The 24,074-nt window shown below is 64.9% G+C and carries 22 protein-coding genes; 7 read left to right on the forward strand and 15 right to left on the reverse strand.

Annotation, left to right across the window (positions count from 1 at the left end):
• Positions 1-6: 6 nt before the first annotated feature.
• The 7 genes from AC1D09_RS00420 to purU form a co-directional block, all read right to left on the reverse strand.
• Positions 7-1,509, reverse strand: coding sequence for an FAD-linked oxidase C-terminal domain-containing protein (locus tag AC1D09_RS00420; RefSeq protein ID WP_477661479.1), 1,503 nt, complete (start codon positions 1,507-1,509; stop codon positions 7-9).
• 192 nt (positions 1,510-1,701) lie between these two features.
• On the reverse strand, positions 1,702-2,916 hold the full coding sequence (locus AC1D09_RS00425; RefSeq protein WP_477700893.1) for a S1C family serine protease: 1,215 nt from the start codon (positions 2,914-2,916) through the stop codon (positions 1,702-1,704).
• 39 nt (positions 2,917-2,955) lie between these two features.
• Positions 2,956-3,624, reverse strand: a complete 669-nt coding sequence (locus AC1D09_RS00430; RefSeq protein ID WP_477661481.1) for a DUF2846 domain-containing protein — start codon at positions 3,622-3,624, stop codon at positions 2,956-2,958.
• A 193-nt stretch (positions 3,625-3,817) separates the two neighbouring features.
• Positions 3,818-4,600, reverse strand: a complete 783-nt coding sequence (locus AC1D09_RS00435) for a carbonic anhydrase family protein (RefSeq protein ID WP_477661482.1) — start codon at positions 4,598-4,600, stop codon at positions 3,818-3,820.
• Between the two features lie 282 nt (positions 4,601-4,882).
• Entirely contained in the window at positions 4,883-5,773 is an 891-nt protein-coding gene (locus tag AC1D09_RS00440) for a LysR substrate-binding domain-containing protein (protein WP_477661483.1), read from the reverse strand.
• A gap of 11 nt (positions 5,774-5,784) precedes the next feature.
• Entirely contained in the window at positions 5,785-6,894 is a 1,110-nt protein-coding gene (locus AC1D09_RS00445) for a tetratricopeptide repeat protein (protein WP_477661484.1), read from the reverse strand.
• Between the two features lie 18 nt (positions 6,895-6,912).
• Positions 6,913-7,761 carry a formyltetrahydrofolate deformylase gene (gene purU / locus AC1D09_RS00450; RefSeq protein WP_477661485.1) on the reverse strand — a complete coding sequence of 283 codons (849 nt, stop codon included), beginning with the start codon at positions 7,759-7,761 and terminating at the stop codon, positions 6,913-6,915.
• An 89-nt stretch (positions 7,762-7,850) separates the two neighbouring features.
• On the opposite strand from purU, the gene aptA reads away from it, so the two are divergent.
• Complete coding sequence (aptA, locus tag AC1D09_RS00455; protein ID WP_477661486.1) at positions 7,851-9,191, forward strand: omega-aminotransferase AptA; 1,341 nt, start codon at positions 7,851-7,853, stop codon at positions 9,189-9,191.
• Between the two features lie 27 nt (positions 9,192-9,218).
• Here aptA and AC1D09_RS00460 read toward each other — a convergent pair whose 3' ends face one another.
• Positions 9,219-10,079: a ChaN family lipoprotein gene (locus tag AC1D09_RS00460; protein ID WP_477661487.1), complete on the reverse strand. Its 861-nt coding sequence runs from the start codon at positions 10,077-10,079 to the stop codon at positions 9,219-9,221.
• A gap of 50 nt (positions 10,080-10,129) precedes the next feature.
• Between AC1D09_RS00460 and AC1D09_RS00465 the strand changes: the two genes are divergently transcribed.
• Positions 10,130-11,242 carry an AbrB family transcriptional regulator gene (locus AC1D09_RS00465; protein ID WP_477661488.1) on the forward strand — a complete coding sequence of 371 codons (1,113 nt, stop codon included), beginning with the start codon at positions 10,130-10,132 and terminating at the stop codon, positions 11,240-11,242.
• 12 nt (positions 11,243-11,254) lie between these two features.
• Here the strand turns inward: AC1D09_RS00465 and AC1D09_RS00470 are convergent, their stop codons facing one another.
• The 3 genes from AC1D09_RS00470 to AC1D09_RS00480 all read right to left on the reverse strand — a co-directional run bounded on the left by AC1D09_RS00470 (position 11,255) and on the right by AC1D09_RS00480 (position 13,631).
• Positions 11,255-11,536: a BTH_I0359 family protein gene (locus AC1D09_RS00470; RefSeq protein WP_477661489.1), complete on the reverse strand. Its 282-nt coding sequence runs from the start codon at positions 11,534-11,536 to the stop codon at positions 11,255-11,257.
• A 179-nt stretch (positions 11,537-11,715) separates the two neighbouring features.
• Complete coding sequence (locus tag AC1D09_RS00475) at positions 11,716-12,783, reverse strand: DUF3108 domain-containing protein (protein WP_477661490.1); 1,068 nt, start codon at positions 12,781-12,783, stop codon at positions 11,716-11,718.
• Positions 12,780-13,631, reverse strand: a complete 852-nt coding sequence (locus AC1D09_RS00480; RefSeq protein WP_477661491.1) for an IclR family transcriptional regulator — start codon at positions 13,629-13,631, stop codon at positions 12,780-12,782. Before AC1D09_RS00480 ends, AC1D09_RS00475 begins: the two co-directional genes overlap by 4 nt.
• Before the next feature lie 141 nt (positions 13,632-13,772).
• Between AC1D09_RS00480 and AC1D09_RS00485 the strand changes: the two genes are divergently transcribed.
• On the forward strand, positions 13,773-14,756 hold the full coding sequence (locus AC1D09_RS00485) for a fumarylacetoacetate hydrolase family protein (protein ID WP_477661492.1): 984 nt from the start codon (positions 13,773-13,775) through the stop codon (positions 14,754-14,756).
• 17 nt (positions 14,757-14,773) lie between these two features.
• Here the strand turns inward: AC1D09_RS00485 and AC1D09_RS00490 are convergent, their stop codons facing one another.
• Together AC1D09_RS00490 and AC1D09_RS00495 are read right to left on the reverse strand one after the other, a co-directional pair.
• The gene (locus AC1D09_RS00490; protein ID WP_477661493.1) at positions 14,774-15,949 is read right to left on the reverse strand and encodes a toxin-antitoxin system YwqK family antitoxin; all 1,176 of its coding nucleotides are present in this window, start codon (positions 15,947-15,949) and stop codon (positions 14,774-14,776) included.
• Positions 15,946-16,551: a MarC family protein gene (locus tag AC1D09_RS00495; RefSeq protein WP_074579245.1), complete on the reverse strand. Its 606-nt coding sequence runs from the start codon at positions 16,549-16,551 to the stop codon at positions 15,946-15,948. The genes AC1D09_RS00490 and AC1D09_RS00495 overlap by 4 nt, the downstream gene beginning before the upstream one ends.
• A gap of 155 nt (positions 16,552-16,706) precedes the next feature.
• On the opposite strand from AC1D09_RS00495, the gene AC1D09_RS00500 reads away from it, so the two are divergent.
• Entirely contained in the window at positions 16,707-17,555 is an 849-nt protein-coding gene (locus AC1D09_RS00500) for a PhaM family polyhydroxyalkanoate granule multifunctional regulatory protein (RefSeq protein WP_477661494.1), read from the forward strand.
• A 54-nt stretch (positions 17,556-17,609) separates the two neighbouring features.
• A complete protein-coding gene (locus AC1D09_RS00505; protein ID WP_477661495.1) occupies positions 17,610-18,902 on the forward strand; it encodes an FIST signal transduction protein in 1,293 nt (430 codons plus the stop codon).
• Here AC1D09_RS00505 and AC1D09_RS00510 read toward each other — a convergent pair.
• Together AC1D09_RS00510 and AC1D09_RS00515 are read right to left on the reverse strand one after the other, a co-directional pair.
• On the reverse strand, positions 18,899-20,056 hold the full coding sequence (locus AC1D09_RS00510; RefSeq protein ID WP_477661496.1) for a hypothetical protein: 1,158 nt from the start codon (positions 20,054-20,056) through the stop codon (positions 18,899-18,901). The two genes, AC1D09_RS00505 and AC1D09_RS00510, sit on opposite strands and share 4 nt — an antisense overlap.
• Positions 20,057-20,278: 222 nt before the next feature.
• Positions 20,279-21,010, reverse strand: coding sequence for a helix-turn-helix domain-containing protein (locus tag AC1D09_RS00515; RefSeq protein WP_477700894.1), 732 nt, complete (start codon positions 21,008-21,010; stop codon positions 20,279-20,281).
• 120 nt (positions 21,011-21,130) lie between these two features.
• Here AC1D09_RS00515 and AC1D09_RS00520 point away from each other — a divergent pair, with 120 nt between their 5' ends.
• The gene (locus tag AC1D09_RS00520; RefSeq protein ID WP_477661498.1) at positions 21,131-22,042 is read left to right on the forward strand and encodes a hypothetical protein; all 912 of its coding nucleotides are present in this window, start codon (positions 21,131-21,133) and stop codon (positions 22,040-22,042) included.
• Positions 22,039-23,988 carry an MFS transporter gene (locus AC1D09_RS00525; RefSeq protein WP_477661499.1) on the forward strand — a complete coding sequence of 650 codons (1,950 nt, stop codon included), beginning with the start codon at positions 22,039-22,041 and terminating at the stop codon, positions 23,986-23,988. Before AC1D09_RS00520 ends, AC1D09_RS00525 begins: the two co-directional genes overlap by 4 nt.
• Positions 23,989-24,074: the final 86 nt, after the last annotated feature.

Genomic DNA, 24,074 nt, shown 5'->3' on the forward strand with positions numbered 1-24,074 from the left:
CTTTGTTTAGAACCGCGGCAAGTCAGGATGTTTGATCTGCCCGGCCCGCACCAGCATTTTTCCGTACTCGGCGCAGCGGTTCAAGGTGGGGATCACCTTGCCGGGGTTGAGCAGGCCCTTGCTGTCGAAGGCGCGTTTGACGCCGAACATCTGCTCGTTTTCCTCGGCCGAAAATTGCACGCACATGGAGTTGAGTTTTTCCACGCCCACGCCGTGCTCGCCCGTCACCGTGCCGCCCATGGCGACGCTGGTCTCCAGGATGTCGGCGCCGAAGAGTTCGCAGCGGTGCAACTGGTCGGGGTCGTTGGCATCAAACAAAATCAAGGGGTGCAGATTGCCGTCGCCCGCGTGGAACACATTGGCGCAGCGCAACTGGTACTTCTTTTCCATCCCGGCGATTGCGAGCAGGATGTCGGCCAGGCGCTTGCGCGGGATCGTGGAGTCCATGCACATGTAGTCGGGGCTGATGCGGCCCGAGGCCGGGAAGGCGTTCTTGCGGCCGCTCCAGAAGCGCAGGCGTTCGGCTTCGTCGCGGCTCACCGCGATGGCGGTCGCGCCGCAGCGGCGCAGCACCTCGCTCATGCGGCCGACTTCTTCTTCGACCTCCTCGGGCGTGCCGTCGCTTTCGCACAGCAAGATCGCTTCGGCGCTGAGGTCGTAGCCGGCATGCACAAAATCCTCCACGGCAGCCGTCATGGGCTTGTCCATCATTTCCAGCCCGGCCGGGATGATGCCGGCGGCAATCACCGCGGCCACGGCGTCGCCGGCCTTGCGCAGGTCGTCAAAGCTGGCCATGATGCAGCGCGCCAGCCGGGGTTTGGGCACCAGCTTCACGGTGACTTCGGTGGTCACGGCCAGCATGCCTTCGCTGCCGATGATGATGCTCAGCAGGTCGAAGCCGGGGGCGTCAAGCGCCTCGCCGCCGAACTCGACCTCCTCGCCTTCAATCGTGAAGCCCTTGACCTTGAGCACGTTGTGCACCGTCAGGCCGTACTTGAGGCAGTGCACGCCGCCCGAGTTCTCGGCGACGTTGCCGCCTATGGTGCAGGCGATCTGGCTGGAAGGGTCGGGTGCGTAATACAGGCCCAGCGGCGCGGCCGCCTCGGAGATTGCAAGGTTGCGCACGCCGCCCTGCACCACGGCCGTGCGGCTGGCGGCATCGAGTTTGAGGATTTTGTTGAATTTGGCCAGCGAGAGCGTGACACCCAGCTTGTGCGGCATGGCGCCGCCGGAAAGCCCGGTGCCGGCGCCGCGCGCGACCACCGGCACGTCCAGCGCATGGCAGGCCCTGAGCACGGCTTGCACCTGCGCATAGGTTTCAGGCAGGGCCACCACCAGCGGCCGCTGGCGGTAGGCGGTCAGGCCGTCGCATTCGTAAGGGGTGGTGTCTTCGTTGTTCCAGAGCAGCGCGTGGGCCGGCAGCACGGCCTGCAGCGCGCCGACCACCTGGACCTGGCGTTCACGGCGTTCAAGCGGGTGCTGTTGCCAGGCTTCAGCGGGTGCGTTCATGGGTGGCCTTCGGGGATAAAACCGGTTCTCGCCGGTGACGAAGGCACTTTAATGCAAAGCTGGGGTCGGCGGCGTGAAGAAAATGAGGGTGTTTTGTGAAAACGCTTGCTGGACCAGTTTTTTTCAGCCTCTCGGCCAAGGTTTTTCTTTTTCAGCGGCCCGTCATGCCAATGCGCTGCATTTCGCTTTCGGTCACTCCTTGCGGATGTCGAACAGTTCCAGAGCTTCGTCGACAAGAAAGAAACTGGTGCCGCTTCCGCCGCGCGTTTTTGCATCAAATCGCACTATGCGGCCAAGTTCAGGCGCGTACCATGCATTGGCGGCGTATACCGCGTTAGTCTTGGCAAAAGTTCCCCGTTCTGTAAACCCGGTGAATTCGACCCGCATGATGCGAAACTCGCGCTCGCCAATGCGCATGGTCGATTCATCGGTTGCGCGGGCCGTGACGTTCATTCCGATTCGCTGGTTTTGCATCTTGGTTTCGTACTGAAGCTGCCATGTCTGCCCGCGTTCCGGTGTCTTGGTGATCCAACCGCCCGGCGGCATGGCTAACTCATACTCCCCGGCAATGGCGCTGGTGAGCGTGACAACCTCGCCGCCGGCCCGCTCCACCCGGCTTCCCTGGTTGAAGATCAGTTGGTCTCCATCCATGCGGTCCAGCCGGTACCTGATGTTCTGTGTCAATCCGGTGGTTCGATCACGCAGCCGGTACTCGAAAACTTGCGCATTTCCTGCCTGGGTGGCCGCAGTAGGTTTGCTGCGCTCACTGCGCGCAGCCAGCGCTGCCGCCGAGCGCGCGGGTACCTCGGCAATCCAGGCGGCCGGCACGGCGAAATTCAGGTTTTGCGCATCGCGCAAGATAAAGGTGGTGATGCCAATCAGACGGCCTTGCGCGTCGAAAAGGCCACCGCCGCTGGAACCCGGCGAAATGGGAACCGTGATTTGCAGCGCGACGAACTCATCGTTGTCGGCACGGCGGATGCCGGACAGAAGACCATCGCTGATCGTCATTTCCAGCCCGCGTGGATTGCCGATGGCATAGACCCGGGCGCCGATTTTCAGCGTTTCCGTGGAGGCTATGGTGACCGGCGGCGCGTTGAAATTGGCCACCTTGAGCTGGCACAGGTCGCGCGCGGTGTCTGCGTGTTCGAGGGTGGCGCCGTAAGCGACGTTGTCGCGTGTCACCGAAACCTTGCGCGCCTTGGCCAGCACATGGCAGTTTGTGATGAGCGAGCCGGCTCGAATGACAACCGCGCTGCCTGAAGCGATCGGCCTTCCCGCATCATCAAAGGTCTTGACGACCCAGATACTGGGTGACAGGCGCTCAAAGAGCTGTTCCGCGCTCGGTGTTGCATTTTGGGCAAGAACATTGCAGCCAACCAGAAACAGGCCTATGCCGCGAAGCATGAACTGAAATATCACTGTGCGCCTTATTGAGCGTTCGGTTTATCGTGCTGGAGGTAACAGGCCGCTCAGGTCGTCGAGCGTCGCTGGGCCGGATGCGCGGTTTCGTTCTTGGGTGCTGCGCCCTGCGGTGTCGTTCACGGCGCCGGGGCGCGGTGCGACTGGCAACAGGCCGTTGAGGTCGTCGAGCGTCACGGGACTGGGTGCGCGGGTTCGTTCATTGGTGCTGCGCGCCGTGGTGTTGTTCGCGGCAAGGGCGCGCGGTGCGCCGGGCGCGAGCGGAATTGCGCCGGTATAAGCCAGGTGAGGCAGGTGTTTTACGGCCGTGCTTTCGCTTTGAAGGCCGAAAACGGGGTGACCCACAAAGAGGCCCATCGTGATGCCGGTCTGCACATAGGTCGTGCGACCGTCCTCCAGGTCAACGTCCAGGCTCGTCTCGATTTCAGTGCGGGCACTGACCGTGTATTTGCCTGCCGCGCGGTCAACAAAGAAAAAACCGTCGGGTTGAGACTTGCCGACAACTTCGCCATTGAGTTTGATGTCCGGCTGGACTACCGGCCCGAGACCGCCTGAGCGGTAGACCACCAGACGCCCGTCACCCGGGCGCAGGGTAGGGAAGCTGGCCTCGACTTCGGCATAACGGGGGCCAGTGGCCGCACAGCCGGTCAGAAAAATGGCGACAGCAATGACAAGCAGTCGAAAAATCCGCATCAATTCCCCCCGGCTTATTTGTTGGAATCGCGCGAGTCTAACATTCAGTTACGGCTGTGAAGTGCCTCAGCTTGAGGCGGTCCAACGCCCCGCCCATGCCGGCTGCGCCGGGCAGCGGGATGGGCGCCTGCAGCATCAAGGCGACGGTGAACTGGCGCTGAGCCAGGAACCCGTTCAGCCCTTCAAGAGGTTCTCAGGACTTCGTGCCCGGTGCCTTGCTGGCGCCCGGCGTGTCGTAGAACTTCACCTTGCCGGTCTTCACGTCGTACATGGCGCCCACGATCATGATCTCGCCCTTTTGTTCCATCTCGCGCAGGATGGGGCTCTTTTCTCGGATGGTCTCGACCGTGAGGCGTACATTGCTCTCGGCCACCATCTCGACAAAGGCGTAGTTTTTGGAGGTGCGGTCCTTGACGTCGGCGGAGACCAGATTTGCGGCCGGTTTGATCTTGCCGATCAGGCCGGTCAGGTTGCCCAACTGGGCATCGTCACACGCGCCCTTGATGGCGCCGCAACTGGTGTGGCCCATCACCACCAGCAGTTTGGCGCCCACGACCTTGTGCGCGAATTCCAGGCTGCCCAGGATGTCTTCGTTGACGATGTTGCCGGCCACGCGCGCATTGAAAAGGTCGCCTATGCCCTGGTCGAACACGATTTCGGCCGGTGCGCGCGAGTCTATGCAGGACACCACGCTGGCCAGCGGGAACTGGCCGTCCGCCGTGGCCTTCATTTCCTTGAGGTAGTTCTGGTGGCGCGGCTTGCCCGAGACAAAGCGCGTATTGCCGGCCTTGAAGCGCGACAGGATTTGCGCGGGCGTGACCGCGTCCTGGCAGGCCTTGGCGTCCTGGATGGTGCAGAAGGTGCCGGGTTTGACGGATTTGCCGGCCGCTTTGCCCTCGGCGTGAGCCAGGGGTGAAATGGCCAGCATGGAGAGCAGGATGCCGGCCAGACCGGCGGCTAATTGATTTTTTCTCATGAGAATTCCCCTCGTTGAACAAGTTGATTTTTTGACCATGCGCCGCTGGCCGGGTCCTCGTAGGGTGCCACGGCCAGCCCATCATAGGCATGATGGCGGTATGAGCGCAAAACCACTTGTCGGACGCATGGGATGCGTTAACGCTATCGGCGTACGCAAAATGCGCTACAAGTCAAAAAGGCCTTGAACAGGATGCAAAGCCCCGGCAGGGTGAGCGCTCGTTAAGGCTTTGCACGCCGGGTAGAGGCGTTCCCATTCACGCGCTTGGGGGCCCTAGTACTGCTAGCCCAGGCTTTTCCGCAGCCAGTCGGCAAAAGCGGCGCATTCCCAGCGATCCATGGTGCCGGTGCGCCAGCACAGGTAGTGCGCATGCGGGCTGGGGACATTGCCGGCAAACACCGCGTTGCTGCCCAGGCGCACCAGCGAGCCGTTTTCCAGCCAGGGCGCGCCCAGCTTGAGGCGTATCAGCGCGATGCCCATGCCGGCCGCGGCGGCGTCGCACATCAGACCTATGTCGTTGAACTGGGAGCCGTCGGCGGGCTCGGGCCAATCGAGTTTATGGGCGGCAAACCAGGTGCGCCAGGGCTCCAGCGGCGAACGCAGCAGGCTTTCGCCCTCCAGGTCTTCGGCCGCTTCAAAAGGGCCGTGCTCGCGCACAAAGGCGGGCGAGGCCAGCGGCGCGACTTCGTCCTTGCTCAGGCAGACGTGTTCGAGGTCCGCATAGCGGCCGGTGCCGAAGCGCACGATCAGGTCGGCATCCTCGGCCACCACGTCCAGCAGCGGAATCGACACCTGCAGGGTCAGGTCGATTTCGGGATAGGCGTCGGTGAACTGGCGCAGGCGCGGAATCAGGATGGAGCGCGCAAAGGTCGGCGTGACCGCCAGGCGCAGCTTGCGCTTGCCGGGCGCGCTGCTCTGGCCGGCCGCGCCCGGGAATTTCTGCAAGGTGGCCAGGCCTTCGCGCACATGGGCCAGGTATTCGCTGCCTTCGGTGGTCAGTGAAAAATCGGCGCGCCCGAAGAGCTTGGTGCCAATGATCTGCTCGAGCTGCTTGACCCGGTGGCTGACCGCGCTGGGCGTGACGCACAACTCCTCGGCCGCCTGCGTCACGCTGCGCAGGCGTGCCAGCGCTTCAAACGTCAGAAGGCATTGAATGGGCGGGATTCTGCTCATGATTCAGCCTCCTATTGCGACGGGGAGGTCTGGGCGATCTCCGGCTCAATGCGTGGGGGACACAGGGTGAGTTCAAGCCTGCGCAGCTCGGTTTTTTTCATGGTGCTGTACGACGGAGCCGCCCGGGTGTACCACGTACAGGCAGCTTGCGGGTCTCTCTCAACGCCTGTTCCGCGAGCCAGGGTCAGGCCCCACATGATCTGCGCAGGGGCATACCCTTGCTCAGCCGTTCGCTTGAACCATTGCGCGGCCAGGGACGTGTCTTTGGCAACGATGGTTCCCTGCAGGTAGGCCCGGCCGACAAAAAGGCCAATTTGCTGCCGGGCAGTGTCCATATGCGTGCCGCTGGCTTTGCCTGAGCGTTTGATGATGGTGGGGATGTCGCCTTGACCCGAGGCGAAGGCTTCCATTTCCTTGAAGATGGCGAGGGTAAAGGCCGCTGCCTTCTTTTGCGCGTCCTCTGGCGGCAGGCCGAGATCGGCTTGCCGCGCCACCGCTTCGCTGAGCACCGCCAATGCCTCAAAGGGAGTGGCCTCACGTGGCATTGCCGGGGAGTACCACGCGGCCAGCATCAGTTTGTCCAGATCCATCAAGGTGTCGCGGCGGTAGGGAAAATAGCTCAAGACGGTTTTGCCGGATGGATGGCCTGGTATGCCCATGGCATGCATGACTTCATGAAAGGTGCAGCCCCATGTGGACCGGGATCGCATTCTGATCTGCACTTTGCTGAAGATACGATTCGTCCACTGGAGAGGGCGCATAAAGCACGCTTGATGGTCCGGCAGGCCTGGGTCGTTGTCATCGGCCACTTCAATCTGCAATGCGGCGGTTTTTTCTCCATCGGCATCGTCCGAAACATTGATCATTCGCAAGCGCGTTGCCTGGCCGGCGGCTTCCAGGGCGCGAATGATGTGTTCCCGGTGTCGGGGCGCGTCGGCGCCAAAGATGCGATACCGGACCTGGTGCTCCCAGCGCATCAGCTGCCACGGCGTGCCTCGCTCGTCCCACAAGCTTTCCCAAACCGTTTGCAAGTCATCGTCGAGTTTGTCGGCGTGCGCCGTGCCCAGGCAAAGGCACAGCAGCACGCTGCTGAACAGGAGGCGCCGCAATCGCGTTGTCATGGGGCGTGAGCTGTGGGCTTACTTGAAGATGACGGTCTTGTGGCCGTTGAGCAGCACGCGATGCTCGCTGTGCCATTTGACGGCGCGGGCCAGCACCTGGCTTTCGGTGTCGCGGCCCATGGCGGTCAGGTCTTCCACGGTCTTGCTGTGGTCGGCGCGTGCCACGTCCTGCTCGATGATGGGGCCTTCGTCGAGGTCGGCCGTCACATAGTGGGCGGTCGCGCCTATCAGCTTCACGCCGCGGTCATGCGCCTGGTAGTAAGGCTTGGCGCCCTTGAAGCTGGGCAGGAAGGAGTGGTGGATGTTGATGGCGCGGCCCGAGAGCTTCTGGCACAGCTCGTTGGAGAGCACCTGCATGTAGCGCGCCAGCACCACGAGTTCGGCGCCTTCGGACTCGATGATTTCCAGCTGCTTTGCCTCGGCCTGGGCCTTGGTGGCCGCCGTGACGGGGATGTGGTGGAAAGGAATGTTGTAGCTGGCCGCCAGCTGGTAGAACTCGCGGTGGTTGGAGACGATGGCGCGCACGTCGACCGGCAAGAGGCCCGATTTGCAGCGAAACAGCAGGTCGTTGAGGCAGTGGCCTTCCTTGCTGACCATGATGACGGTGCGCATGGGCTGGGTGGTGGCATGCAGCTTCCAGCTCATGCCGAAGGGCTGGGCAAAGGCCTTGAGCTGGCCGGAGAGCTCCTCATGGCTCAGCCTGTCGCAGGCGAACTGCACCCGCATGAAAAACAGGCCCGTGTCGTGGTCGTTGTACTGCGCGGCTTCTTCGATATTGCCGCCGTTGTCCAGCAGGAAGCCGGACACGGCATGAACAATGCCCATACGGTCCGGGCAGGACAGGGTGAGGATATAAGCGTGATTCATAGGGGATGAATTGTCGCAGGTGAGGCCGGTACCCGCCCGGAAGTGCCAGAATGCCGGAACACCCCCTTTTCAGACGCAGGAAACACGCCATGGCCTATCAGGACTTCAACATGGAGCACCACTGGCTCCCTTTCACGCCCAACCGCAGCTTCAAGAAGGACCCGCGTGTGTTCGTGGCCGCCGACGGCATGCACTTCACCACGCACGACGGCCGCCAGGTCATAGACGGGATCTCCAGCCTGTGGTGCGTCGGCGCCGGCCACAACCGCAAACCCATCAACGACGCCATCAAGAAGCAGCTGGACACGCTGGACTACGCGACCGCCTTCCAGGCCAGCAACGACCAGGCCTTCAAGGCTGCCGAAGTCATCGCGGGCATGGCGCCCGGCGACCTCAACAAGGTGCTGTTCTGCAACTCGGGCTCGGAGGCGGCCGACACCTCGCTCAAGGTCGCGCTGGCCTACCACCGCGCGCGCGGCGAAGGCCACCGCAACATCTTCATAGGCCGTGAAAAGGGCTACCACGGCGTCGGCTTTGGCGGCATGAGCGTGGGCGGCATTCCGGCCAACCGCAAGGTCTACGGCGCCGCCCTGCTGCCGCGCGTGGACCACATGCGCTTCATCCACGACCCGGTCAAGCACGCCTATATCAACGGCGCCGAACCCGTGTGGGAAGAAGACCTGCTGCTGGAACTCGAAAACCGCATCCTGCCGCTGCACGACCCCAGCAATGTGGCCGCCGTCATCGTGGAGCCGGTGGCCGGCAGCGCCGGCTGGTATCTGCCGCCCAAGGGCTACCTCAAGCGCCTGCGCGAGATCTGCGACAAGCACGGCATCCTGCTGATTTTTGATGAGGTCATCACCGGCTTCGGCCGCCTGGGCACCGGCTTCGGCGCCGACTACTACGGCGTGGTGCCCGACATGCTGAATTTCGCCAAGTGCGTGACCAACGGCGTGATCCCGCTGGGCGGCGTGATCTGCTCGGACCGCATTTACGACGGCATGATGAACGCCAACAGCGGTGCGCCCGAGCATGCCATCGAGTTTTTCCACGGCTACACCTATTCGGGCCACCCGGTGGCCTGCGCGGCGGCGATCGCGACGCTCAACCTGTTCAAGGAAGAAAAGCTCTACGAGCGCGCCGGGCAAATGGGCAAGGTGCTGGGCGATGCCATGCACAGCGGCCTCAAGGGCCTGCCCAATGTGATCGGCATCCGCGCCTTGGGCCTGGCCGGCGCGGTGGAACTGGCGCCCGTGGCCGGCGCGCCCGGCAAGCGCGCTTATGACGTCTTCATGGAGTGCTTTCACCACGGCGTGCTGGTGCGGCCGGCGGCCGACAACATCGTGGTCTGCCCGCCCTATATCGTCGAGAAAGCGCACATAGACCGTATCGTCAACGTGGTGGCCGACGCGATCCGCAAACACGCCTGAAGCATCAGGCGCGGCTGAAGCCTGCGCTCAGGGCTTGGGCATTAGCTTGTCCAGTCCCGCGCAGTAGTCTTTTTCGGGCAGCGCGGGCGTTTCCCACACCGCATCGAAAGCCTCTGCCTTGTCACTGGCCGCGGCGCCGCCGGCGCGCAGGCGGACGGCTTTGGCCTTCACATCGGCAGGCAGGTGCTGCGGCACGCCCAGCTGGCGGTCCGCGTGGCCGCTGCCGGCCAGCAGCAGCACGGTTTTTCCCGGCAAGGCGGCCTGGGCCAGGGTATTGGCCATGGTGACGTCCTTGGCGATCTGCAGGCGCGCCATGGGCGTGACCTGGCTCTCGGGCAGCAGGTTGCAGTGGCCGCTGCGCATCAATTGCTGCTGCGCCTTCAGGGCCGGGCCCGGCAACTGCAGGTCGAGCCGGCTGTCGGCCATGCGGGCCGGCATCAGCGCACGCGGCAGGTTGGCGCCCAGCACCGGCACGCCGGCGCGCACGGCCGTCATCACGGCGGGGCCGTAGGCGGCCCAAGGCCAGCCCTTGTCGTTCCAGGCCAGGGCGTTGCGCACCTGCTGCTCGGTGGCGCTGGGCTTGAGCGCCGAGGTGCTGGCGCCGGTATCGGCCATTTCCAGCGCCAGCGCGGCCAATGTGCCGCGCGCCGCCAGCAGGGCGACGACCTGCTGCTGGATCTGCTGGTGTTCGGCCGCATCGTGCTGTTCGCCGAGGATAAGAATCTCCGCCGGAAGCACGGCTTCCAGGCGAGCCGAGGTTTGCGCGCTGTCGCCGCCGGGCGCCTGCAGCATGGGCGCCTCGGGCCGGCCCGCGCAGCCGGCGGCCAGGGCCATCGCGGCGGTGCACAGCAGCCATGCCAAAGGACGAGGGGCGGCAAAATAAGGCATCGATGGATACTACTGCCTCCAGCCGGTTTTTGTCGGCCACGCCCTAAGCCATGCCGTCCTTTTCGCTCCCTGCCCGCGCTTTTCCCGTGCGCGTTGTCCTGACGCTGCTCATGGCCTGGGCCGCCGCCTCCCTGTGCGTCTGGCTGCGCACGCCTTTACCGTGGATGATTGGCCCGCTGCTGGCGACCGCCGTGGCCTCCATGCTGGGCGGCCCGACGGCCAGCTGGACGCCGCTGCGCAACACCGGGCAATGGGTGATCGGCTGCGCGCTGGGGCTGTACTTCACGCCGCAGGTCGTCACCCTGCTCGCCGGCCTGTGGTGGGCGATTGCGCTGAACATTGTCTGGGCATTGGCCCTGGGGCTGGCTTTTGGGGCCTGGCTTTACCGGGTGCACCATGGGCCGGGGCCGCTGCAGGTCAAAGGGCTTTCTCGCATCACAACCTACTTTGCCGCGCCCATAGGCGCGGCCTCGGAAATGACGCTGATGGCCGAGCGCCACGGCGCGCAGACCGACCTGGTGGCCTCGGCGCACAGCCTGCGCGTGCTGCTGGTCACGCTGGTCATTCCCTTCGGTTTCCAGTGGGCGGGCCTGCACGGGCTGGACGCCACCCTGCCGGGCGCGCGCGTGGTGCAGTGGCCGGGCTTGGCCCTGCTGGCCGTGCTGACCGGCGCAGGCTGCTGGGTCATGCTCAAGCTGGAGCGCACCAACCCCTGGTTTATAGGTGCCTTGGTGGTGTCGCTGCTGCTGACGGCCTTTGGTTTCACGCTCTCAGCCCTGCCGCAGTGGATGACCAATGCCGCGCAGCTGGTCATAGGCATCAGCCTGGGTGTGCGTTTTACCAGCGGCTTTGTGCACATGGCACCGCGCTGGCTGGGTTCGGTGGCGCTGGCCACGGTGGGAATGATCGCGCTGTGCGCGGGGTTTGCGTGGTCGCTGGCGCAGTTCACCAGCCTGCACTGGGCCACGCTGCTGCTGGGCACCTCACCGGGCGGCATCGCCGAAATGGCCATCACGGCCAAGGTCCTGCAACTGGGGGTGCCGGTGGTCACGGCCTTTCACGTCACCAGGCTGGCGGCCGTGCTGCTGCTGGCCGAACCCATGTACCGGTGGATCTACGAGAAGCGCTCAGCAGCGCAAGCCGAAATCCCGCCGGCGGAATGAGCAACCGTGGGCTCAGTGCATCGACATGGGCGTGTTTGCCAGCCCGCTATAACTTTCCAGCGTGTCTTCGATTTCTTCCTGCGTGGGCGTGTTCTGTGCCCATGCGCTCAAACGTTGCTGGAACATTTCGGCCCAGGAGCCGTCCAGGTAGACCTCTTTGCCCGAGCGCTTGTCCACGATTTCAAAGCCGTGGCGGGCCAGCTGGGGAATGGCGGGAGCGGGCGCGGATTCTTCCGGCGCGTTCGCGTGAATCTGCAGCACGGCAAAGGAGTCGGAGTCGTAAAGCATGTGCATGGTGAAGTCCTTTCTCGTCAGATAGCTACGATGAGGCCAAGTTCAAGAGTCCGCACCATCCGGTATGCAAGTGTTCGGTAAAGACGCGCGACATCGTGTGAAACCGCACATAAAGCGGGCGCCAGCGTGCGGCATTCGCAACGCGGCTTAGCGCGGCCCAGCGCGGGATAAAGGGGCCCTCAACCTTTGCTAAGGGCGCTAAGCTGCTGGTCGATGAAATCCCCATTGGACTGGGTGATCTTGTTGCGCACGGGCAGATAACCCAGCGAGGGCGCGTACCAGATCTCCACCTTCTGGTCGAATTCGCGCCGCGGCTGGCGCGTGAGCTTGACCGCGGCCAGTTCGCCGAAGGGCAGGGAGATTTTTTCCTCGGCTTCCACCAGGAAGGTCCAGGTTTCGGCATCGCGCGGGCCCACGGTATAGATCGAGATCGTCGACCCCGCCGGGAAGCCGGCCGGGTTGCCCGCCAGCATGCCGCCCAGCTGCATGAACACGCTGACCCGGTCCTGTGCGCCCTTGACCCAGGGCAGCGTGGGCGTGTTGGCGCTGAAGCTGATCTGGTTTTTCTCGGGCTCAAAATGCGCGGCCACTTCGGTTCGGGATTTGTCGGAAAAACGCGCGGGTGCCAGGCCCTCGGGGCTGAGCTGTCCGGTGCTGGCCATGCTGCGCGAACCGAGGAACAGGGCGCTGACGCGCATCAGGACGTCGTAGGCGTCGCCGCTGTTCTGCCAGCGCAGCTCGGCGTTCGCGTGGTAGTTCAAGCCCTTGGCGCTGCCAGTCATTTTGTAGTCGAGCACCATGCTGGCGGGCAAGGCCATGGCGGCCACCGGTGCCTCGGCGGGGATGGCGGGCGCCGCTTCGGATGCGCTCGCGGCGGGGGCTTCGGCCCTGGCGGCTGCTTCCGCGAGCAGGTCTGAGGGCGTGGGCGCATCGGGCACGTAGTCGGCCGGCCGCTGCTTGGGCACCCGGACCGGCTCGGCCTCGTTGTCCTCCTGCGCGGGTTCTGCCCTGGCCGCCACCGGCGTTTTCCTCGCGGGCGCGGCCTCGGGCTGCGGGGCCGGTGGCGGCGGCGCAATGCTGCGCGTCTCAAAGGGCCGCGCGGGCAGCGGCGCGCTGTCCCGCCCCAGGCCGAAGTGCGCCGGCACAAAGGTCAGCACCAGCGTGTGCACGATCAGCACCAGCACGGCCAGCAAGGCCAGCGCGCGCCGGGGCGGCGCGGGATAGGAAGAGGCGGCCAGCGTGCTCATGCCGCTTTGAAGCCCAGGTCGCGGGAAAGTTGCCGGGCCGCCGCCGCCAGGGGCCGGGCCACTACGCCGTCCCAGTCGGCGTCAAAGGTGGCCAGCGAGCCCAGCGCCACCATGCCCAGGGCCAGGTGGCCGTCGGCGTCGAAGACCGGGGCGCAAAAACCGGCCACGCCCGGCAGCAATGTATTGACGGCGCGCGCCATGCCGCGGCGGCGCACGTCCTCCAGCACCTCGGCCAGGCCGGCCATGGTGGTGGGGACGTCCTGGCGCGCCAGCTTCTGGTTGCGTGCCAGTTCCTCCTTGACCAGCAGCGCCAGCCGGCCCTGCGGCTTGCCGGCGGCCAGCAGGCGCGGCGATGAAAACGCGGTAAAGCACAGGCCGGTGGCCGAAGACAGCAGCGGCATCACGTCGCCCAGCCGCAGGTTGACCGTCACCGCCCGCGGCGATTCTTCCCAGTGCACCAGCGTGGGTCCCTGGTTGCCCCAGACGGCCAGGGCCAGGGTCTGGCCGGTCTGCGCCATCAGGGGCTGCAGGCGCTGCCGGGCCAGTTTCACGCTGTCCAGCCTGGAAAGGGAAGCCAGCCCCAGCTTGAGCGCCGCCGGGCCCAGGTCGTACAGCGTGGTGGCCGGGTCCTGGACCACCAGTCCCAGCCGCTGGAAGCTCACCAGGTAGCGGTGGGCCTTGGCTGCGCTCATGCCGGCCGCCGCCGCCAGGTCGCGCAGCATCAGGGCGCCGGGCGAGGTGGAGAGCACTTCCAGCAGGGCAAACCCGACCTCGAGCGACTGTATGCCCGCGCGCTGCGGCGCCGTGCTGCGGCGTGCGGGGGCGGTGGCGCCGGGGCTTGCTTTCATGGGCTTGACTAGAATTTCAGGTTGCCGTGGGGCTGTGGATGCATGGATCGTAACGCGGGTCCGGACCCCACCGCCGGCCGCGGCATACACGGCACAATCAAGGCCTGCGGCGAAAGCCGGCAGCCACCCACCAGGATATCGATGAAACTCGCCACTTACAAAGACTCTTCACGCGACGGCCAGCTCGTCGTGGTGTCGCGCGATCTCTCCACGGCCCATTATGCGACCGGCATTGCGGGCAAACTGCAGCAGGTGCTGGACGACTGGAACTTCATGTCGCCGCAGCTGCAGGACCTCTATGAAACGCTGAACAACGGCAAGGCGCGCCACGCCTTTCCCTTCGAGCCCTCGCGCTGCATGGCGCCGCTGCCGCGCGCCTACCAGTGGGCTGACGGCTCGGCCTACATCAACCATGTGGAGCTGGTGCGCAAGGCCCGCAACGCCGAAGTGCCGGAAAGCTTTTACAGCGACCCGCTGATGTACCAGGGCGGCAGCGACGACTTCATAGGCCCCTGCGATGACGTGGTGGTGGCCAGCGAGGATTTCGGCATCGACTTCGAGGCTGAGGTCGCCGTGATCACGGGCGACGTGCCCATGGGCGCCACGCCGGCCCAGGCGCTCGAAGGCGTGCGCCTCCTGATGCTGGCCAATGACGTTTCGCTGCGCAACCTGATCCCCAACGAGCTGGCCAAGGGCTTTGGCTTCTTCCAGAGCAAGCCGGCCACGGCCTTCAGCCCGGTGGCGGTGACGCCCGACGAGGTGGGCGATGCCTGGGACAAGGGCCGTTTGCACCTGACCCTGCAAAGCACCTGGAACGGCCGCAAGGTCGGCATGTGCGAGGCCGGCCCCGAAATGACCTTCCACTTCGGCCAGCTGATTGCTCACATCTGCAAGACCCGCAATGTGCGCGCCGGCAGCATCGTGGGCTCGGGCACCGTCAGCAACAAGGACTGGAGCCACGGCTACAGCTGCATCGCCGAAAAACGCGCGATTGAGACCATAGAAGACGGCAAGCCCAAGACCGAGTTCATGAAATACGGCGACACGATTCGCATCGAGGCCAAGGGCAAGGATGGGCAATCGGTCTTCGGTGCCATCGACCAAAAAGTGGTCGAGGCTGTCTGAGCCACCCTGTGTGAGGGCTATTTAGCGTAAGTTTTCCGCGAGCCGTCTTCAAAGACCGCATCGTCGCTCAGCAATTTGCCTTCGTTGTCCCAGGTTTTTTCGCGCGTGATGCGGCCGCGGTCGTCGTAGCTTGATTCGGCCACCAGCTTTCCGGCCTCGTTGAAGCGCTGGTGTGTGCCCAGGGGTAATTGCCGGTAGCGGCTGGAATTGCTGTAGCGGCCTGTCCTGGCGATTTTCCCGTTGTCGAAAAAATCGGTGGCTTGCAGCCAGGCGCTGTCGCCATCGCCGCCGAATTCGGTTTTGCTGCGCGGCTGGCCGTTGAGGTAATAAGACTGGTCGCTCACCAGTTTGCCTTCGGACCATTTCCTGTCGCGTGTCAGGGTGCCGCTGTCGGCAAACTCTTGCTCCCGCTCCTTGAGCGAATTCCTGGGCGCTTCACTGTCCAGCTTCCACTGGATTTCGCGCCGCTTGACACCGGCGTTGTTGAAATGGCGCTCAATGCGGGTGCTGCCCGATACCTCGTCCAGGTAATCGGGCTTGCCGCCCTCGCCCAGTGTTTCATGGCGTATGCGTTTTCCGGCCAGGTAACTGCTGCTGCCGTTCAGCACGCCCTTGCTGCCGAACAGTTCGACCTTGGAGGCGCCGCCCGAAAAACCGCACCAGCGGGTGTCGTCGGCCGGCGCCGCCAGCAGCGGCTTGTCGCCGCAGCGCAAGGCCTGGAGCTGGCCGCGATCGTTGAATTCGGCATAGGCCTGCTCGACGCTGCCGCCCGCGCGCGGCCCGTAAAACACAATGCGCCGCAGTTGCCCATTGGCGTGAAAGCTGCGCGCCAGGCCGGCCTCGGTGCCGTTGTCGTACACGGCGTCGCGCAGCACCTGGCCGTCCGCTGCGAATTCGCGCGCGCGGCCGTGCCGGTTGCCGCGCTCGTTTTCGCTGTATTCGCGCTGCAGCTTGCCGTTCTGGTAGAAGCGCACCAGGCCCATGAACTTGCCGCCCTGCAGTTCCTGCTCACGCATCAGCTGGCCCGAGTCCCGGTCCTTGCAGCGCATGATGCCGGTCTTGCCGGCGGTGGTGTTTCCGTTGTTGGGGTTGACGCTTTCGCCGTTGATTTCACAGTCCTGCACGGCATGCGCCCAGGGCGAGGCCAGTGCGCACGCAGCAAGAAGGACCAGGCGTTGCAAGGATGTTTTCATGCGGCGGCCCCGGTCTGGGTGATGAACAGGCGTATGCCGCGCAGGAACATCTCGACCGAAATCGCCACCAGGATCAGGCCCATGAGCCGCTCGAACGCCATCATGACGCGGTCGCCGGCCACGCGCTGTATGCGCTCGGACAGCACCAGCACCACGGCGCAGACGGCCATGGTGACGCAGAGCGCGGCAACCCATTCAAGCCGGCGCTCCGGCGCCTGCGACACCAGCAGCATCACGGTGGCCAGCGCCGAGGGGCCGGCCAGCGCGGGAATGGCCAGCGGCACGATCAGCGGCTCGCCCAGCAGGGGCGCGGCCTCGGGCTGGTCCGAGGGGAAAATCATGCGCAGCGCGATCAAAAACATCACGACGGCGCCGGCGATCTGCAGCGACAGGTCGCTGAGGTTCATCAGGCGCAGAAACCCGTCGCCGACGAACATGAAGGCCAGCAGCAGCAAAAAGGCGATCAGCACCTCGCGCAGGATGACGAACATGCGCCGTTCGGGCGCCACGCCTTTGAGGGCATTGGCAAAAATCGGGATGTTGCCGAAAGGGTCGGTGATCAGCAGCAGGAGCACCGTGGCGGAGGCGAAGGTATAGGCCATGGCGCAAGCTTATCAGGCCGTGCCCGCGGGCGAGGGCCAAAAACCGGTTGACGTCCCGCCACGGCGCTGCACAATGAAGACAAGGGCGCGAGCCGGGATGCCCTGCCGCCCCGCCCTTCAATGCCATCATGCACAACATGCCAGGAGACACATTCATGAGTGACGCAGACAACCCTTCTTTCCCCGGTTTCGGCAAGCTGGTGCCCGGCTTTGATTTTCTGCAGAACCTGGCCAAACAGGCGGCCGGCAGCGCCACGCAAAGCATCCCGCAGCTGCCCAACCTCGGGAACTGGGTGGCGCCCACGCTCAACGTCGAGGAGCTCGACAAGCGCATCGAGGAGCTCAAGGCCGTGCAGTTCTGGCTGGACCAGAACGCCACGGCGCTCAAGGCCACCATCCAGGCGCTGGAAGTGCAGAAGATGACGCTGGCCACGCTCAAGGGCATGAACTTCAACATGGGCGATGTGGCCAACGCCTTCAAGCTCAAGGTCGCCGACAGCGTGGCCGGCGGCGTGCAGCGTGTGGCCGACAAGGCCAGGACGTTTTCGGGGCTGGAAGTGCCTCCCTCGAGTTTTGGGACGGGCAAGCCCGCCGCAAAGGCCAAAACCCCTGCCGCGGGCAAGGCCGCCGCCGCGCCGGCCGGGGTGGTCGACCCCATGCAGTGGTGGGGCGCGCTGACCCAGCAGTTCCAGGCGATCGCGACCGACGCCATGAAGGATGCGGCCAAAAAAGCCGCGATGGACACGACCAAGAACCTGGCCGCGGGCCTGGCCAAGGACGCGGTGAAAACCGCCACCGGCATGGCCACGGGCATGGCCCGCAACATGGCCGAAACGGCGGGCAAAACCATGGCGGGCGGCGCGCGCGCGGCCATGAACACCGCGCTGCGCAGCAGCCAGGGATGGCCCACGCCGGCCGCCGGCAAGGCGCCCGCCAAACCCGCCGCCAAAACCAGGGCCAAGGCGCCGGCGCGCAAGGCGGCTGCGCGCAAAACCGCACGCTGAACCGCGCCGGATTCACCCCCGACTTCCACCTCCACTGAATTTCACCAGGACCCCATGAAGCTTTTCCCCTACGGCCACGCCACCCATCCGCAATGGCAGATGGCGGCCGGCCTGGTGCTGGCGCAGCTGCGCGCCTACCAGGCGCTGCCCGGCTACGCCAAGTCGCCCACGCTGGCGTTGCTTTACATCACCGACCATTACGCGGCCCATGCGCAGGACATCCTCGACCACCTGAGCGCCGAGTTGCCCGACATCACCGACTGGAGCGGCACGGTGGGCGTGGGCATCGCCTCCAACAATGTCGAGTACTTCGACGAGCCGGCCCTCACGGTGATGCTGTGCGAGCTGCCGCACGACCAGTACCGGGTGTTTTCCGGCGTGTCGCCGCTGCCGCCGGCCAGCAGCGGCCGCTTCAAGGCGCATACCGCGCTGGTGCACGCCGATGCTGGCACGCCCGATGTGGCCGAACTGATCGCCGAAATGGCCGAGCGCACCGACAGCGGTTATGTGTTCGGCGGCCTGGCGTCCAGCCGCTCAGGCACGGTGCAGTTCGCGCTCAGCGGGCATGGCAACGTCAAGGGGCAGGGGGCCGCCGGCGGCGTGTTCAGCGGTGGCCTGAGCGGCGTGGCTTTCGGCCGGGGCGCGGCGCTGATGTCGCGCATCACCCAGGGCTGCCGGCCGGTGTCGGCCGACCATGAAATCACCGCCTGTGAGTCCAATGTGGTGACGGAGCTTGACGGCAAGCCCGCGCTGGATGTCATGCTGGCGGACCTGGCCGTGTCGCTGGACCAGCCGCGCGAGGCGCTGGCCAAGGTGCGCACCACCCTGGTCGGCCTGAGCCGGCCGGCCGACATTCCCGATGACGGCGCGGCCCATGCCGCGGGCCGGCGCGCGGGGCAGTTTGGTGCCGAGGTGCGGGTGCGCCACCTGATAGGGCTGGACCCGTCGCGCCGGGGCATCGCGATTGCCGAGGTGCCGGCCGTGGGCATGAAGCTGGCCTTTTGCGAACGCAATATGGAAGCCGCGCGCGCCGACCTGATCCGCGTTTGCGCTGAAATCCGCGAAGAGCTGGAGCCCGAGGAAGTCACGCTGGAAGTCGCCAGCGCCCTGAGCGCATCGGAAGCCGAATCGGCACCGCATGCCGCGCGGCGCATTGCCGGCGCGGTTTATGTGAGCTGCTCAGGCCGGGGCGGGCCGCACTTCGGCGCGCCCAGCGCCGAGATGCAGATCGTGCGCCGCGCGCTGGGCGATGTGCCGCTGGTGGGTTTTTTTGCCGGCGGCGAAATCGCTCGCCATCACCTCTACGGTTACACCGGCGTGCTGACCGTATTTACGGCGCCCGCTTAGAGCACCTGCGCTTCCAGCAACTCCACAGGGTCGCCGTAACGCGCGGCCAGCGCCACCACGGCCGGGTCGCGCAGTGCGCACAAAAAACCGTCCTTGATCAAGGTGTTGCCGCCCGCGGTCACCGTCGCATCCAGCGTGATCAGGTCCATGTGCACCGGCGGCTCTTCCCAGTCGGGCATGACGCGGCGTATGTAGTCGCTGGGCTGGGCCAGGTCTATGCCGAAGTGCAGCGCGCCCGGCGCGTTGGAGCCGGCCGGGTAGACCGTGTGGCGCGGCGCCTTGGGGTTGAAGCCGCAGCCGCCGCCTTCGATCATGCGGCCGCCCACCAGCATTTCGCGCAGGATCACCGCCTCTTCCGAAATGCCCTCGACCGCGGCAATCGTGTCGCCCTCAAAATGCACGGCGATTTTTTCCTCAAAGGGTTTGGCAAAACCGACGGCCCACTGCGGGTACAGCACGCCGGCCATGGGCACCACGGCCTTGAAGTCGTTTTTGACCGAGTTGTGGTCCCAGAGGTTGGGGCCGTGCGTCGGCAGGTAGTGCACATAACAGCCGTCCTCCTCGGCCGTCATCTGGCCGCGCCAGCGGTTGGTGGCCAGCTGGTTGGCGCGCATTTCCTGCGTGAAGCTGATGCGGAAGTCGCTGCCGCGCGGGTCGGTAAAGCGCAGGTCGAAGCCGCCTTCGGTCGGATAGCGGGCGGCTGTGCCGCGGATGATCTCGCCGATCAGGTCGACCGGAAAGCGCGCCTGCGGCGTGTGCAGCAAATCGAGGTTGCGAAAGTAGGTGATCTTGACCCAGCGCTGGCCGGCGCGGCGCAGCTTGATGCAAAGCGGATCCAGGATGGAGCAGAACCAGGTCGACACCACAAAAGTGGCTTTCTGGAGCATGGCATGCACTTCTTCCGGCACCGCCGTCACCTGGGTGCTGGGCTCCATGTAGATGCGCACCTCGGCGCCGCGCGATTTGGCGATGCCGATCACCGCGTCGATCACCCGCGGATCCAGCAGCGGGTCGGCCAACATCAACACCCTGTCCCCCGGGCGTATCGCCATCACGCGTGAAAAATTGTCCAGCGCCTGGAAAAAGTATTTGGTGTCGGTCAGGTTGGCCGCCACGGGGATGGGCAGGCCGACGTAGGTGGAGCTTGGGGTCATCGCGGTTCCGTTAAGAATTGCATGCACAAAATTCGTGTTTTCGGCTTAAAACGGCTGAATATTACCAGTAAACGCGATATTTTATTAGTTGACTAATATAATTGCATGCAATTGACGTCACGCCTACCCAACCAGCGGGGGCCAAGGGTCCGGCTTCGCCGGCCCAAGGCGCCGCCCCCTTGAGGGGGAACAGGCTACACGCAGTGAACCTGGACGGGGGTGTTACCTCCTCAATGCGGCGAAAGCCTCAAACTCCCAGCTCCGCATGGCCAGCAGCAGCGTAAAACCCTCGCGGTCCTTGTCGCCCAGCTTCTGGTCCGTCTGGTGCTGCTGGGCAAAATCCTGGGCCACGCGCTGCATGCGCTCCAGGAAGGAGGGTGCCAGGCCGCGGCTGATGGCGCCGTGCACCAGCAGCAGGCCCTCGCCGTTGCCGTCGAAGCCGCCTGAAAAATAGTCGAGCAGGGCGTTTTCACGGAAGTAATCCATCACCGGCCCATGCGGGCGCCAGCGAAAGGTCTTGGCGAGTTTGAGCCGGTAGCGGTTCAGGGGCTTGAGTTCGATGATGCCTATGCGGTCCAGCTGCGCCAGGTATTTGATGCACTCGGCCTCCGAGAGCCGGTAGCTGCTGGTGATCTGCTCCAGTGTCCATTGCGAGAGCACACAAATCGCGGTCAGCAGCAGCTTTTTATCGGCGACCACGGCTTTCTCCTGCGCCTCGGTCAGTTCGGCCAGCAGCGGCTGGGTGTCGGCGATGCGCCTGGCGAGGTCGGCAAAGTCCAGCTTGAGCGCGCGGCAGATCGCATCTATGCGCGACAGCGGCATGTCCCCCTTGGCCAGCATGCGTTTGACGCTGGATTCGGCCATGCCCAGTTTGGCGGCCAGGTCCGCATAAGTCATGCGCGCGGCCTTGAGTTCTTTTTTGAGGACGGTGACGAGGTCGGCGGTGGTGCTCATGGGTATCGATTATCGGTACTTTGGGGTTGAAGAGGCTCCACCGCGCTGAATTTTGATGCTTGCGGCCCTTTCCGCCCCCACAGTGCGGCTCACTCACATATATAGACAGGAGCTTTCCGCATGCAGACCATCCCCTCCATTCTTCACCGCCGGGTTGAGCCGCTCCTCTGGCACGCGCGCCCGGCTGCCCTGGCCTGGCGCCGTGAATGCATCCTTGCTGCTGTCTTCTTGCTGTTGCTGGCGGCCGCGCTGCTGGGGCCTTCGGTGGCCCAGCCCGCCCACTACCATGACTTTGCCGACCAGCGCAGTTGGGGCTGGCTGCCGCACGCGATGGACGTCATCAGCAACCTGCCCTTCGCGCTATGGGGCATGCTGGGTATCTGGGCGCTGCTGCGGGCTGTCCGCGAGCGCGCCGTCAGCGCCGCGGCGGCGGCCATGGCCGGGCTTTTTTTCGGCGGCCTGTGGGCGACGGCGGCGGTGTCCGCGGCCTACCACCTGCAGCCCGGTGACGCCGGCCTGGCCTGGGACCGCGGCGGCATGGTGCTGGCTTTTGCCGGGCTGATGGGCCTGGCGGCGATGCGGGCCGTCAGCACGCGCGCCGGCATGGCGCTTGCCACGGCCGTGCTGGTGCTGGGGCCGCTTTCCGTCTACGCCTGGTCGCTGGGCGGCAATGTGCTGCCCTGGGCGGTCTTGCAGGGAGGCGGCATGGCGCTGATCCTGGGCTTTGCCTGCCTGCGTCCAGCGCAGGCCTGGGAACTGCCGGTGCGCTGGGGTCTGGTGATCGCCATCTATGCACTGGCCAAGCTGCTGGAGCTGGGCGACCACGCAGTCTACGAATGGACCGGCCAGCTGGTGTCGGGCCACAGCCTCAAACACATGGTGGCCGCCTGCGCCGCCTGGCCCGTGGTGTCGGCCCTGCTGGCCGCGCGCGAAATCAAGGCAGAATCCAGTGCACCGTCCAGAAACAGAGTGGGTCCGTCGCTTAGGCGCGCAGCCCGCCGCACAACCACCGAAACGAGGAGTCAAGCATGAGTGTTGATAGGGCCATACCGGTGTCGCCGCCGCCTGTCCAGGGGCACCCGAACCAGTTCGCGCTGCTCAAGCAGCGCCGCTTCGCGCCTTTTTTCTGGACGCAGTTTTCCGGCGCGGCCAACGACAACCTCTTCAAGTTCGCCTTCACCGTGATGGTGACCTACCAGCTCAGTGTGAGCTGGCTGCCTCCGGCGCTGGCCGGGCTGGCCATAGGCGCGCTGTTCATCCTGCCCTTCCTGCTGTTCTCGGCCACCAGTGGCCAGCTCACCGACAAGTTCGAAAAAACGCGCGTGATCCGTTTCGTCAAAAACCTCGAAGTCGTGATCATGCTGATCGCGGCCGTCGGTTTTATGAGCGGCAACGCCAACGTGCAGGTGCCAGTGCTGCTGGGCTGCACCTTTCTGATGGGGCTGCACTCCACGATCTTCGGCCCGGTCAAGTTCGCCTACCTGCCGCAGGCGCTTAACGAGCGTGAACTCACGGGCGGCAACGGCATGGTCGAGATGGGCACGTTTGTGGCCATCCTGCTGGGCCAGGTCGTAGGCGGGCTGATGGTGGCCGTGCCGCAGGTCGGGCCCGACTATGTGGCCATGGCCTGCGTGGGCCTGGCCCTGGTGGGCCGGCTGGTGTCGCAGTTCATTCCGCTCACGCCGGCGACCGACCCGGGCCTGAAGATCAACTGGAACCCGGTGACGGAAACCTGGCGCAACCTCAAACTTGCCAGCGACAACCTGGTGGTGTTCCGCTCCATGCTGGGCATCAGCTGGATGTGGTTTTTCGGCGCCGTGTTCCTGAGCCAGTTCCCGAGCTTTGCCAAGGAAGTGCTGCACGGCAACGAGCAGGTGGCGTCCCTGCTGCTGGTGGTGTTCTCCGTCGGCATCGCGACCGGCTCGCTGCTCTGCGAGGTGCTCAGCAAGCGCCACGTTGAAATCGGCCTGGTGCCGGTGGGTGCCATCGGCATGAGCGTGTTCGCGGTGGACCTGTATTTCGCCTCGCGCGGCCTGCCCGCCGTGCCCATCATGAGCGTGGGCGAATTCATGGCGCAGCATGCCCACTGGCGCGTGATGATTGACCTCGCGCTGCTGAGCCTGTTCGCGGGCCTGTACAGCGTGCCTATGTATGCCTTGATCCAGCTGCGCAGCCAGCCCACGCACCGGGCTCGCATCATCGCGGCCAACAACATTCTGAACGCCCTGTTCATGATCGTCAGCGCCGTCCTGGCCGGCGCCCTGCTCAAGTCCGGCTTCAGCATCCCGCAGATCTTCCTGTTCGTGGGCTTGGCCAATGCGGTGGTGGCCTTCTACATCTTCATGCTGGTGCCCGAGTACCTGCTGCGCTTCATCGCGCTGATTTCCTCGCGCCTGGTTTACCGCTTCAAGATCACCGGCGACGACAACATCCCGGCGCAGGGCGCGGCCGTGCTGACCTGCAACCACGTGAGTTTTGTCGACCCGGTGCTGTTGATGGCGGCCAGCCCGCGCCCCATTTACTTCGTGATGGACCACCGCATCTTCAAAATGCCGGTGCTGGGCTGGCTGTTCCGCCTGGCCAAGGCCATCCCCATCGCGCCGCGCACCGAAGACCCGGCGCTCTACGAAGCGGCCTTCGAAGCGGCTGCCAAGGTGCTGCGCGATGGCGACCTGCTGGCCATCTTCCCGGAGGGCGGCATCACCAAGAACGGCGAGCTCCAGGCTTTCAAGGGCGGCATCATGAAGATCCTGGAAAACGCCGAGCGCGACGGCCTGCAGGTGCCGGTCGTGCCCATGGCGCTGACCAACCTCTGGGGATCGTTCTTCAGCCGCGTGGAAAAAGGCACGGCCATGGTCAGGCCTTTCCGGCGAGGGGTTTTCAGCCGGGTGGGCTTGAACGCAGGGCCGGCGCTCACGCCGGCCGAAGTACAGCCCGAGGCCTTGCGCGCGCGGGTCGCCGCATTGTTGGAAGCCTGAAGCGAAAAAAGTATCGAAATTCGATGCTTGTCGGCCATTTCAAGGAAACTGTATCGCTATCTGCATGACTTTGGCGTGAGGCGGCC

It is taken from the genome of Polaromonas sp. P1_A2, from assembly GCF_056406895.1.